11 protein-coding genes and 1 pseudogene are annotated in these 12,699 nt (G+C 56.5%); 2 read left to right on the top strand and 10 right to left on the bottom strand.

From position 1 onward, the window contains the following. Window positions 1-171: 171 nt before the first annotated feature. A complete protein-coding gene (gene glnL, locus ABJM11_RS19830) occupies window positions 172-1,254 on the top strand; it encodes a nitrogen regulation protein NR(II) (protein WP_348292772.1) in 1,083 nt (360 codons plus the stop codon). After that, the gene (gene glnG / locus ABJM11_RS19825) at window positions 1,251-2,678 is read left to right on the top strand and encodes a nitrogen regulation protein NR(I) (protein ID WP_348292771.1); all 1,428 of its coding nucleotides are present in this window, start codon (window positions 1,251-1,253) and stop codon (window positions 2,676-2,678) included. The genes glnL and glnG overlap by 4 nt, the downstream gene beginning before the upstream one ends. A 72-nt stretch (window positions 2,679-2,750) precedes the next feature. Here glnG and ABJM11_RS19820 read toward each other — a convergent pair whose 3' ends face one another. The 10 genes and pseudogenes from ABJM11_RS19820 to ABJM11_RS19775 all read right to left on the bottom strand — a co-directional run. Further along, window positions 2,751-6,425: a DUF6701 domain-containing protein gene (locus ABJM11_RS19820; RefSeq protein WP_348461501.1), complete on the bottom strand. Its 3,675-nt coding sequence runs from the start codon at window positions 6,423-6,425 to the stop codon at window positions 2,751-2,753. Further along, entirely contained in the window at window positions 6,422-6,817 is a 396-nt protein-coding gene (locus ABJM11_RS19815; protein WP_348292768.1) for a hypothetical protein, read from the bottom strand. Before ABJM11_RS19815 ends, ABJM11_RS19820 begins: the two co-directional genes overlap by 4 nt. Beyond that, window positions 6,807-7,616 carry a type II secretion system protein gene (locus ABJM11_RS19810; RefSeq protein WP_348292767.1) on the bottom strand — a complete coding sequence of 270 codons (810 nt, stop codon included), beginning with the start codon at window positions 7,614-7,616 and terminating at the stop codon, window positions 6,807-6,809. The genes ABJM11_RS19815 and ABJM11_RS19810 overlap by 11 nt, the downstream gene beginning before the upstream one ends. Next, window positions 7,616-8,143: a prepilin-type N-terminal cleavage/methylation domain-containing protein gene (locus ABJM11_RS19805; protein WP_348292765.1), complete on the bottom strand. Its 528-nt coding sequence runs from the start codon at window positions 8,141-8,143 to the stop codon at window positions 7,616-7,618. Before ABJM11_RS19805 ends, ABJM11_RS19810 begins: the two co-directional genes overlap by 1 nt. Further along, on the bottom strand, window positions 8,133-8,627 hold the full coding sequence (locus ABJM11_RS19800; protein ID WP_348292763.1) for a prepilin-type N-terminal cleavage/methylation domain-containing protein: 495 nt from the start codon (window positions 8,625-8,627) through the stop codon (window positions 8,133-8,135). Before ABJM11_RS19800 ends, ABJM11_RS19805 begins: the two co-directional genes overlap by 11 nt. A 132-nt stretch (window positions 8,628-8,759) precedes the next feature. Beyond that, window positions 8,760-9,233 (bottom strand): type II secretion system protein, encoded by a 474-nt coding sequence (locus tag ABJM11_RS19795; RefSeq protein ID WP_348292762.1) that lies wholly within the window; start codon window positions 9,231-9,233, stop codon window positions 8,760-8,762. A gap of 47 nt (window positions 9,234-9,280) precedes the next feature. Beyond that, entirely contained in the window at window positions 9,281-9,793 is a 513-nt protein-coding gene (locus tag ABJM11_RS19790; protein ID WP_348292761.1) for a prepilin-type N-terminal cleavage/methylation domain-containing protein, read from the bottom strand. 49 nt (window positions 9,794-9,842) lie between these two features. Then, window positions 9,843-10,391: a hypothetical protein gene (locus ABJM11_RS19785; RefSeq protein ID WP_348461500.1), complete on the bottom strand. Its 549-nt coding sequence runs from the start codon at window positions 10,389-10,391 to the stop codon at window positions 9,843-9,845. A gap of 36 nt (window positions 10,392-10,427) precedes the next feature. Next, window positions 10,428-11,657 carry a type II secretion system F family protein gene (locus tag ABJM11_RS19780; protein WP_348292759.1) on the bottom strand — a complete coding sequence of 410 codons (1,230 nt, stop codon included), beginning with the start codon at window positions 11,655-11,657 and terminating at the stop codon, window positions 10,428-10,430. Further along, window positions 11,657-12,565 (bottom strand): annotated as a pseudogene (locus ABJM11_RS19775) (GspE/PulE family protein); the annotation flags it as partial. The gene ABJM11_RS19780 and the pseudogene ABJM11_RS19775, both read right to left, overlap by 1 nt. Window positions 12,566-12,699 lie beyond the last annotated feature (134 nt).

Raw genomic sequence — 12,699 nt, 5'->3', positions numbered from 1 at the left:
GCGTTCTGAGTGGCGCCATGATACTTATGCACTACACAACGGCGCATTAACGGGCCGTCAAACCGCAATGCCCGTAAAATGCGCACTTTCAATGCTGCGATCCTCCAATGTGGTTCGCTTTTTGCAAAACTGCGTGAGTACTCAGCATTGCCCACCAAAAGGGATGGAAGCATGGCAATACCGGCCGGATATAAAAGCATACTGGACAGCCTTACCACAGCGGTGATCGTGCTGAGAGAAGGCTTGCAGATCCAGTACCTGAATCCCGCCGCCGAAAGCCTGTTCGAAACCAGTATCACCCGCAGCCAGGGCGCGCCGATCAAGGACATTCTCATCGATTCGGAAGATGCCCTCAAAACCCTGTACGCCGCAGCGGAAAACGGTCAGTCCTACACTCGCCGTGAAGCCGAGTTCGTGCTTACAAGCGGCCTGCGGCTGACCGTTGACTACTCGGTTTCTCCCATCAGCCTGGACCCCGCTGAACTGCTGATCGAAATACAGCCACGGGACCGGCTGCTGCGCATCAGCCGGGAAGAGGACATCATCTCCCAGCAGGAAACCACCCGAATCCTGGTGCGGGGCATGGCCCACGAAATCAAGAACCCACTTGGCGGAATTCGGGGAGCCGCGCAGTTACTGGACCGGGAACTGAACGATGAAGGGCAGAAGGAATATACCCAGGTGATCATTGCAGAAGCTGATCGCCTCAGGTCCCTGGTAGACAGAATGCTAGGCCCCAACAAAGCACCGAAACTGGCCCTCACCAACATTCACGAAGTGCTTGAACGGGTCAAGACTCTCCTGGAAGCCGAGAGCCGCGGCCGGATCAATTTCCGCCGCGACTATGATCCCAGCCTTCCGGAGTTTCAGGGTGACAAGGAACAGCTTATCCAGGCTTTTCTCAACATTGCCCGGAACGCCATGGAAGCCGCTTTCGAAAACCAGGCAGAGATGACCGGCGACGAACAACCAACCATCACCTTCCGCACCCGCGCGCTTCGACAGTTCACCATCGGCCACAAGCGCCACCGCCTTGTTTGCCGTGTGGATGTCATCGACAACGGGCCGGGCATACCACCGGACCTGCTGCAAAACGTTTTCTACCCGATGATCAGTGGACGGGCGAGCGGCACCGGCCTTGGCCTGTCCATCACCCAAAGCATCATCGGGCAACATCACGGGCTGGTTGAATGTGAGAGCGAGCCCGGCGAAACCGACTTCATCATCTTCCTTCCCCTGGAGGACAATCAATGAGCCAACCGGCAAACGTCTGGATAATTGACGACGACCGCAGTATACGCTGGGTGCTGGAGCGCGCCCTGAATCAGGCCGGCATGCAACCCCGGGTTTTTGAAAGCGGCGAAAGCATCATGATGCGGCTGGAACACGAACAGCCAGACGCCATCATAAGCGATATCCGCATGCCCGGCGTGGACGGCATCACCCTGCTCTCCCAGATTGTCGAGGCCCACCCGGATCTGCCGGTGATCATCATGACGGCCCATTCCGACCTGGAAAGCGCGGTAACCAGCTACCAGACCGGTGCCTTCGAATACCTTCCCAAGCCCTTCGACGTGGATGACGCCGTTGCGCTTGTGAAGCGGGCGGTGGCCCACAGTCACGAACGCAAAGCCACAGCGGAACCCCAGGCAGAGAGCTCCCAGCGCAACACCGAGATCATTGGTGAAGCGCCCGCCATGCAGGAAGTGTTCAGGGCCATTGGACGACTGTCACACTCCAACATCACCGTACTGATCAACGGTGAAAGCGGCACCGGTAAGGAACTGGTGGCTCAGGCGCTGCACAACCATAGCCCACGTGCCAGCCGCCCGTTTATCGCTCTGAACATGGCCGCCATCCCCAAAGACCTGATTGAGTCCGAACTGTTCGGCCACGAGAAAGGCGCATTTACCGGCGCTGCAGCTGCGCGACAGGGGCGATTCGAGCAGTCCAACGGCGGCACCCTGTTTCTCGACGAAATTGGTGACATGCCTGCCGATACTCAAACCCGCCTGTTGCGCGTACTGGCGGATGGCGAGTTCTACCGGGTTGGCGGCACCACGCCTATCAAGGTGGACGTACGCATCATTGCGGCAACACACCAGGACCTGGAAAAACTGGTACAGGCCGGCACCTTCCGGGAAGACCTGTTCCACCGACTGAACGTGATCCGGGTACACCTGCCAAAACTGGCAGAACGCCGGGAAGACATCCCCCGCCTGATGGAGCACTTCCTCAAACGCGCCGCCAAGGAACTGGCGGTCGAAACCAAACTGCTACGTCCGGAAGCGGAAGAATACCTCACCACCCTGCCCTGGCCCGGCAACGTCCGACAGCTGGAGAACACCTGCCGCTGGCTGACCGTAATGGCCAGTGGCCGCGAAGTACACATTGATGACCTGCCGCCGGAGCTCATGCAGCAGGCGGAAGCACCCGCGACAGGCCAGACCTGGCAGGAAGGCCTGCGCAACTGGGCCGAGCAGGAATTAAAACGGGGGCGCAAGGCGATTCTCGATACGGCAATTCCGGAGTTTGAACGCATTATGATCGAGACGGCCCTGAAGCATACCGGCGGGCGGCGGCGGGATGCTTCAATTCTGCTGGGCTGGGGGCGGAATACGCTGACACGGAAGATTAATGAGTTGGGGATGGATCATCCGGAGGGGGAGGACGACTGATGAACTAGCAGTCTTCGTTGAGTTTTTGGGGTCAGATGCGAATTTTCATCTCACCCGTTCTTTTCAATGGTGTCAATTCAAGACTTCTTGCCAGTAAATGATTCTGTCGTTGCCACGGTAGACGCCGAAAGTGGCAAGAGCCGACGGGTCTTCCAGCGCCCCATCCTCACTAAAATCTCCGCGCAACCAGAGCGGGACGGAGAACGTCGCCCGGACATTACCCCGGTTTCCTTCTCCAGGGGCAGACAGAATTAACTCATTACCTGGTACAGGAATTCCTGCCTCCAAACTGCCCGAGGCTGCTACCACAGATGTACTGCCACCACTCAGCCCGGACTGATCCAGAGTGACTGTTGTTGCTGTGTTATAGAGCCAGCAACTATCCGCCGTATTGAGCGTGAACCCGTTGGCTGTGAAGTACTCCGCCCGGAAGGGAATTTGCAAGTTAGACGTTTCCGGCCCGTAGGCATTCTCCATCTGCAACCGGCCATACATCATCTCGAACGCAAAATTCGGATCAATGGCAACGGGCAACTGAGGGGAAGAAACGCCATCAGCATCCATCAACCCGATTAAACTGATTCGATAGTTCGGCGTAAATGGCGGCACCCGGCTTTGAGTGGTTTTCGTATAGTTGATCTGGTCGCTCGATGAAAACTGGTACTGCAGCCGACCACGCTCAATCACTGCTAACCCGGGCGGGTCAAGATTTGCGGAAACGGGGAAGGAATTTCCGAGTGTATCCACTGCAGCGAGGTCCGAGCTGCTCGGTGAGCGGGAGAGACTACCGGTGGTTAACCGCTGGAAATCACCCAGGGTGTAATTTCGGGTCAGAGTACCGTTGGCATTCAGGGCTTCCAGTGTCAGCCTTGGCTCCAGGCCTGCCTGCCAGTTAAGGTCTTGGCCAGCATAGGCAAATGCTGTGGATACCGTGCAAAACGGCTCCACTTCTCCGCGTTCGGCCACGATCACGTTGAACCGATCGGGAATAAAACGACCAACGTGACTTATGGGATCACCTGCGACATCGGCCGTACCCAGGTAGTTTTCACTAACCAGTGAAGGAGTAATGCGGATAATCCCGACTTCGGGCCACTGAAACTGGCCACATGCCGTTCCGCCCGTTATCGCATCGCCGCTGCAGTCCTCACCGAAAGCACCGAACGCGCCGGACAATGGCGGTGAATCCCCGCCGCCTGGCGCAACCAGTGAAGACTCGAGGGCTACCGCCTCCGCCGGAGTTTCCCGTCCAAAGTTCGGAGTGACATTGCCGCTGGCATTGATTGACGACACCCGGATTTCGAAATCGGTACCGGCGGATACAAAGTCATTGCCGTCCTGTACGGTCGTTGCCGCAGGATTGCCGGGTATATCCAGCTCAAAATGATCAGGGCGAACCACAAACGCGCCATCCCCCACCATGACCAACCCCGCATCTTCACCCGAACCTTCATAGCGCGCATTCAGTCGCATACGCCCAACATCCGGGTAGCGAACTCCGACCGTCGCCACGCCGTTGCCATCAAACTGCAACGGCGTCGTCGCACCCGGTGAATCCTCAAGCGCGTTGCCTTCAACAAACAGACTCCTGGTGCCTGAGGAGGGGTTAACATAATTCGACCAGAGTGCAACTAACTTTGTTTCGCTCGAAAACTCAGGCACACATTGCTCGGCAATGTCATCTTTGCGAACTGCTGCGATGCTCGCCGAAACCGTGGTATCGGAAATGTGATCCGGAATCGAAATATCGAATCCGGAGTCGAAGAACGTCATGTCGCAATTGGTCGGGGCAAGACCACTGGTTCCGTTGTCACACAGTGTCTGGGAGAAAGCCACGCTGCCTGGCACGGAGCTTGCCACACCCAGCGTCACAGTTTGCGGGGTAGTCACCCGCAAAGAGGGTGTTGCCTCGCCGGTGAAGGTGAAGGTGTCGCCCCCTACCCACCCCGTAGGTGCCAGGGTCACTTCTACCGGATCAGGGAACAACTGGCTGCAGTCTACATTGTCGCAGGCTCGGATCGTCACTTCCTGTGGACTGCAGGTCAGTCCCGTACCACCATGCTCAATCTCAAAGTGATCCACAAGGTTCTGGACAGACCCTACTTTGTCAGCGCAGATCTCCAAATTATCGAGTTCGTGAATGTTTGTTGAGCCGCCGGTAGACCCAGTTAGTGAAAGAAACAGGTTTTCCGGAATCACCGGCTGTCCGGTAAGAGTTTCCTGAATCAGCAGTTCATAGCTATTGCCAGTCCCCCTACCGTTACGCTCAACGGTAAGGACCGGAGTCTTGCCGTTCAGAGAGTCAATGGTAATGCGATATCGATAAGGGTTATTGTCGTTGTTGGCATCAATGCCTGGTTGAAGCTCCCCCGTGTCCGCAATAAACGCGTAATCTGGAGCGGCACCACGTACAGCCACGGAATCCAGCGTGCGTCCATTGTTACCTCCCTCCCGGCCTTCGCTATCGTTGGAAAAATTGCCGTACTCATCAAGCCCGATGCCCAGCCAGCCGCCGGCAAAGCCTCCGCTACCATCTGGCGCCTGCGCATAACCAAGTGAGCCGCCATAACCGCCTGCCTGTGGTGTCACCGAGGCGTCAGAAAAAACCACCGCGATGCCATCAGCTCCAGTGCTGTCGTCATATGCGTAGTAATCAAATTCGACCCGAATCAGGTTATCGGCTCCGGGGAAGACCCTTTGGTAGGTTGCTGCCGTTGCCTGGTTGCCAACATCCTCGGTTAGACGAAGTCGGCCATTAACAATCTGTGGGGTAAACTGCCCTCCAGACACGGACGTTACCCAGTCTTCGGAGAGAGCCGCGCCGGAAAAAGCATCGCTGGCACAAGTCAAGGGTTCTGGGGATAAACACGGCCTTGTGTTGAGTGCCAAATCCTGGGCCTCGTTCGTTGAAAGCTCCGTATCATGGATGTACAACTCGTCCAGTGTACCGTTCAGAAAACTGGTTGGATTGCCAGAGCCGTACCGGGTCCCGCCGATGATAAGGGGCGTATTGAACGGCTTGTTTGTGTAGTCGCTATCGAAAGAAGTCCAGTCGGTATCACCGTTACTGGCAACAACATTTCCGCTGTCATCTAAAAGCGCCACCTGAAAATCCACTGGATACAAAACGTTGAAAAAGCTAGAGCGGCTTGCCTGGACCCAGAAAAAATACCACTGGCCTTCGCTAACCCGGCTGTTCAGACGGAGGGAGGTTGCGCTCCCGTATCTATTCCACAGTGTGAGCGTGAGACGGCCATTCTCAAACGAAACGTTGTATTCCTGGGATTGGCCACCGCCCCCCTTGTGCACAACCGTCTGGGTGCCACTGCGATCGTCCAGACGGACCCAACCTGATATGGACATTTCGGCTGTGGTCGCCAGAGGGGACAGTTCGTTGCTGTCCGGAATCTCGACATAGTGCTGGGCATCGTTATAAACACCACCTTCAACATAGCCCTGCCCACGGAACCATCCGCCCCGACAGACTTTCGCATCAATGGTGTCCGGGAATGAATTACTGCTGCCTGCTGTTCGCGCCGTCCCGTTGTTGCCGTTACCCGAACTGTCTATGACCTCTCCTGCGTCGCCGCTCCACTGGCCTTCATCCATCTGCCAGAACGCTACCGGGTCCTGTGCCCACGCCTTTGGTGAGAAGACTCCCAGCATTAGCACAAGCAATGCCAGTACCGACACCAGGGACCCCGTTTGACGCTCCATCACAGACTTAGCAAACGTGAACAGCCTCACCTCAACCTTACCTCCACCGTCCGGGATGCTCTTTCCTGACCACTGCCACAACGGCCTTCACTGGTCACCTCAAAAAGGCCACTTCCCCCCGTATCCGAACAACGGAGTACCGCGCTGCAACCGCCCAGTCCTGGACTGGAAAAGTTGATGGTATCGTTGGCAAAACATTGAAGACTATCCGGGTCAGCCAGAACCCTGCTAACACCGACCTGACCGCCGCTCTCTGCTGCAAAAAAAGCGCGCTGGGACTGGATCTGCAGGCTGATGGACCGACCGGAGCTTTCCTGCAACTGTGCCATCCCCACCACCAGTAGCGCCAGGACAGTTATTAAGAACAGGGCGATAGGCAGACCGGCGCCTGCCTGTTTCGAAAGCTTTCGTTCAGGGCACATTGCGAATCTGCACCTCCTGACTAACTTCAGTGGTTTCATCACCGTCCGGATCAGACAATTCGAATGAGAAGTGCACTAAAGCGCCCCGGTTCAGGGAGGGTGGCTCTACCCTCAGGTCCAGACTGCCAGGAACCAGGCCAGCACTCATGACTTCACGGGTGCGTCCGGATTTCCCCGCCAGCTCGCTGGTCGTTGGCTGATCGGCACCATGGCTATAGCCGCTGTAGCGATAAAGCCAGCGACCATTGGTTCCCTGTCCCTGACAGATACTGATCCGGTCTCCAACCGCGTAAATTCTCTTTAGAGGAGAGCGCTCCCGAAAACGATGCTCCTGATCGCTTCCCCGGAAAGTCACAGTGGTATCCGTGAGCTCCACCCTATTAACCGGTGGCGAGACGGGGCCAGGATCATTACTTCCATAAAGGTCGCTACGGGCTGAGCCGTAACCGTAAACAACAAGGCGAGCGCCCTCGGGGATAATGGTGCCAAATGGCAGGATCTGTACTTGATCGAAATCTGGCCCAGTCGGCAGCTTTTCATAGCCTGTGGCACGAAGAATCGGCCGCCATTCCAGGCACTCTCCGTTCTCCCTCACCGACAGAGGAAAGGCTTCACGGATTTCACGAGTCACCTGTTCACTGAGCACTACGCCCTGCAACGCCCGTTGCTGGCGATCGCCTACATCAATGGCTCCACGGGTGGACAGCGCGACAAACTGCACAGAGATCGTGGCAACAACGCTGAGTAGCACGATCACCATGATCAGCTCTACCAACGTGAAGCCCTGTTGCCGTGGCATCAGAAGTTCCCTCGGTAGGCGCTAAACAGATAGCTATTGTCGGAGGGATCGACAATCGTGATATCGATACGTTTCGCCTGATAGTTCTCGGCGAAGCCAAGTTCGCTTCCGGCGCATCGAACGGAGACCGAAACCAGAAAGGCGGTGTAGCCGCTTAGTGGATCACTTTCACTGTTTTCAGGAGATACGTTATTCAGCTCATTGTAATCATCGACATCATTATAGGTAGCGCGCGATTCACTGCCATCAGCGCCTAAGTTCCCACAGTTTGCAGCTGAACTACTATAAACCTTACCGCCGCCTACCGGTGAGCTCTCGGCAAATTTTTTGGCGAGTATTTCGTCCATATATAACTGGGACAGAGATACCGCCCTGCTTTGATTCAGCGGGTCCGCACTTCTGCCCACAATCAGGGAAAAAGCACCGACCACCCCCGCAATCGCAATGCTGATGATCACGATGGTCATCACCAACTCCACCAGCGTGGCGCCGTATTGGTGTTGCCGGGACAGACATCTAGGAGGCATCGCACTCCCCCTGATAGACCGCACCCAGTGAACTCAAGCAAATTGTGAAACTGGTTTCGCCAGAGATATCAATGGATCTATTATTGCGATCATCCAGCGCTCCGAGCTTATCGAAACCAATCGTCACTGGTAGCACCATGCCATCCAAAGTTACCGATACATCGCCCCCGGGCATGGTAAATTCCTGAATAACGATGGGCGGGTTTGCCCCGTCGCCATCAGGGTCGAATTGAGCCTTAAAGAGCGGCCCACCACCAGCCGGGTGTTCAATTCGCAGGGAGGCATTAGGCTGGCCCGCCAGCGCTGCCTGTTGAGCAAGCAACGTGGCGGAGGCAAGCTGCTGGGTAACCAGCAACGGAGAGAAGGCAGAACGGCCGGCAAACAGGCCAACACCCAGAGCGGAGAGAACCCCGATCAGGATGATGACCATAACCAGCTCAACAAGGGTGAACCCCGACGACCTCGGGGCGTTCTTTATTGTCATGCCCCTCTCCCGGATTCCCGGCCGCCACCCAACGCAAAACCTAGGTCGGATTAGCGAAAGCGTAACCCGACTTTGGGTGGAACCGGTGATCAGATTTGTCGGATTACGCTTTCGCTAATCCGACCTATGATGCTAGCAACCATTTACAGTAGCTTCCGAAACCGCACCGGTCTGTTCGTTATATGTGAATGAACAGTTTTCAATTGCAGCATCGTCACCATCCAGCAAAGAAATGGTTGTCTCCCCATCCGTTGCAGCCGATACATCAAACTCCGCGCTTAGCTGAGCCGCTTCACGAATGCCGCCTTCATCAGTAGCACCTTGGATCGCGGGATAGCCATCGCTAGACATCGTAATATCCGCGCCATCAAGATCTACTGGCGTCGATTCGCCGTTGGCCAAATATGCTGACCGAGCAATACTTACCGAAGACGTCACCGCTCCGCGCGCACCTTGGATGGTCGCCGTTCTGGCATCACCCCCCAAATCCGCAAACCGCGGCAACGCAAACGCCGCCAGAATACCCAGAATCACAATCACCATGACCAGTTCGATCAGGGTGAAACCTTTCTCTTTTCTTGATGCCATTGAAGTCATTACATTCATAGTCTTCTCCATTTGCTTTGTTGATGGTTGTTCAGTTGACCAGTTGATCAGTTAATCGTTGTAGTGATTTCACCGGTGTCTGTGTCATACACGATGGTGCTGCCTTGTTCATCAAGCAGGTATTCATACTCACAGTTGTCCCCGGACAGGCTGACCAGGTATTCCGTGTCAGCAGCTTCACTTGTCGCGGCCACAGGCGCATTGGACTGCAACAACCCCTGCCACACCTGCAGGCAGCGGGTGGCATTCGGCGCACCGGTGTTGCCATTTGTGGAAGTTGCCCAGCCCTCGGCGTTAGCGGCAACGTTGTTGTTTCCAAAGCCCTCAACAGCCGCAACTGCTCCGGTATTACCATTGCCCACCCACTGTGCTTTAACGAGTGCCACACCTGCACTCAGTGCACCAGCTGTCGCCCGGATGCTGGACTGATGCGCCTGCTCCGAAAGCTGCGCAAACCTAGGCAACGCAAACGCCGCCAAAATCGCCAGGATGGCAATCACGACCACCAGCTCAATCAACGTAAAACCCCGCTGTTTCCGTTTTTCGTTTATCTCTTTCATAGTCTGCCCCATACCCGGTTTCTGATTTTTGATTACTGGTTTCATTTCGTCAGCGTGCCGCACTTTGCGTACCCACTGAGTCTTCTTGTAACGACACTGGCATCAGTCTGAGGCCAGTTGATCGTTCGTCTTGCTCCCGCTCTCCGTTCTGGTTGCGGTCTGCAAATTCTGTGGTCACTCTCCAGGCCAGGGGCTCACCTGTGTTTGCTTGCCGCTTCTGTATGGTTATCGGCTGCCGTGGGTTATAAATTAACCACCCACTACCCTGTTTTACTGTTTCTTTTTGTGTTCTGTTCCTGAAGCACCAGGCGCCTGGCTCAGGCACGCGCCCCTTACATTGGCCGGCGTAGCTTCCCCACTGATGGTCTATCAACTCGAAGGGGTTGATGCCTTCCTGTTCTTCCAGGCTGCCATGCCGGTCAAGCATGACTTCCGCCCCCTTGATCACCAGCGCAGATCGCAACTGGCTGATCACCATGTTGGCGGCCTGTTCCTCTGCTCGTCGGACCTCTCGCTCAAGTACGCCCAACAAAAACCACCAGAGAAAAAACAGTATTGCCAGTGCAACCAGGTTTCGGAGCCAGCGCTCACTCTTCATACTGCTGGCATCCGATAGCGGCTGCCGGGCCATACCTTAACCGCGCCCCATGGCAGCAGCCCCCAGGTCCCATATGGGCAGAAACACACCCAGCGCCAGAATCAGAACCAGTATGCCCATGGCCACAATCAGTATCGGTTCGATGGATTCCGCCAGGCGTTTGAGGCCGTAGTCCACGTCTTCATCGTAAAAATCCGCCACGTTCACCAGCATGTCATCCACAGAGCCTGTCTCCTCGCCCACAGCAATCATCTGCAGGATCAGTGGCGTGAACATCTCGCTCTGCCGGGCCGTGCGCAGCAGGCTTTCGCCACGCTCGATGCCAGTCCGCATCTCCTTGATGTGGCTTGATATCCAGGCGTTATCCGTAGCATCTGCCACAACGGTGAGTGCATGGGTCACGGGCATGCCCGCCGACAGCATGCTGGCAAAGTTGCGGGCGAAGCGGCTCAGGGTAATCAGTTCCATCAGCGGCCCGATAATGGGCACCTTCAGCTTGTAGCGATCCCAGGTCAGCCGCCCCTGCTCGGTCTGCTTCCACTGACGTACCAGCAGCCCGGCGGCAGCGATACCAAACAGCACGATGTACCAGTAACCCAGCAGGAAGTTGGATGTGCCCACCAGCACCTGTGTCAGGAACGGCAGGTCGGCACCCAGTTTGTTGAAGACGGACGCAAACTTCGGGATCACCAGGAAATTCACCACCATCAAAGCGGCAAACAGGGCAATCACCACGAACATGGGGTAACGCATGGCCTGTTTGAGGCGGCGCTTGGTATCCCGTTCCAGTTCCAGAATGTCCGACAGACGCTTGAACGCCTCATCCAGTTGCCCGGTATTCTCCCCCACGTGGATCATGGCGATAAACAATTCGGAAAAGACCTTCGGGTGGGCCTGCATGGCAGCCGCCATGGTCGAGCCACCCTCCAGTCGGTCGGTGACATCGTCCAGTACTTCGCTGAGCACCTGGGAGCGGGTAGTATCCGCCAGCCCCCGCATGGTACGAATCAAGGGGATGCCGGCCTTGGTCAGCGCATACATCTGGCGGCAGAACACTATCAGTTCATCAAGGCTGATTTTCTTGCGGAAAATCGGCATTTTGTTCAGTCGCTCGCCCAGGGATTCGCTCTGGTCCTGCTCGCGAATGGACAGAGGCGTAATACCCCGTCGCATAAGCTCGGACGCTGCCGCTTCCGGACTCGGTGCGGCCAGCGCACCCTGCTGGACAGCTCCCCGGCTGTCTTTACCCCGATAACTGAACTGCATCAGGCACCGCCCTCACTGGCCGCAGGGTGCTGCGCACCATTGCCACGGGTTTGCGAGAGCACCGGCACTTCCTCCAGAGAAATGTCCCCTTCCGAGGTGGCGGCCACCCGCGCCACTTCTTCCAGCGTGGTAATCCCCTGGAGGGCAAAATCCATGGCGCACAGCCCCAGTGGGCGATACAGGTGACTTCGGCGGGCTTCCCGGGTAAAGGCGGAAAGGTCCTGGCGGCGCAGCGCATCCAACATGCCTTCGTTCATTTCCAGCATTTCGTAGACACCCAGTCGGCCACGGTATCCGCTATTGCTGCATTGGTAGCAGCCCCTGCCATGAACAAAGCCGGCTTCGAGATCCAGTGGGTCGAGATCAAACTGGTCAAGCCAGACTTTTTCCTGGCTGGTGGGTTCGTAGGTTTCGCGACAGTTATCGCATACCTTACGTACCAGCCGCTGGGCCACCACACCAAGCAGGGAGCTGGCTACCAGGAAAGGCTCCACACCCATATCGATAAGACGCATGGCGCTGCTGATGGAATCGTTGGTGTGCAGGGTGGAGAGCACCAGGTGACCGGTCATGGCTGCGCGCAGGCCGATTTCTGCGGTTTCGTGATCGCGCATCTCCCCCACCAGGATAACGTCAGGGTCCTGGCGCAGGGCGGCGCGCAAAACGCTGGCGAATTCCAGACCGATTTTCGGGTTTACCTGAACCTGGGTAATCCTTGGCAGCCGGTACTCCACCGGATCTTCTGCGGTAATGATCTTCACTTCCGGACGGTTCAGTTCCGTCAGTGCCCCATACAGGGTGGTCGTTTTACCGCTACCTGTGGGGCCGGTGACCAGGATCATACCGTGGGGTTTCTTGATCATGCGCCGGAAATTCTCCAGCAGCACGGGCGGCATGCCGGCCCCCTCTGTCAGCCTAGTTGTCCAGTAGGCGGTTTCGCCTGAATTTAATAATCCAGGGGCGGCATGGGAGCATTCATGCCACGCTATTCCGAAGAACGAAAAGCCGCAGTGTTGAAGAAGCTATTACCTCCGCAGAATCG

The sequence above is a fragment of the Marinobacter sp. genome (assembly GCF_039977835.1).
Lineage (GTDB): Bacteria > Pseudomonadota > Gammaproteobacteria > Pseudomonadales > Oleiphilaceae > Marinobacter.
This window is presented reverse-complemented; position numbering and strand designations above follow the sequence as displayed.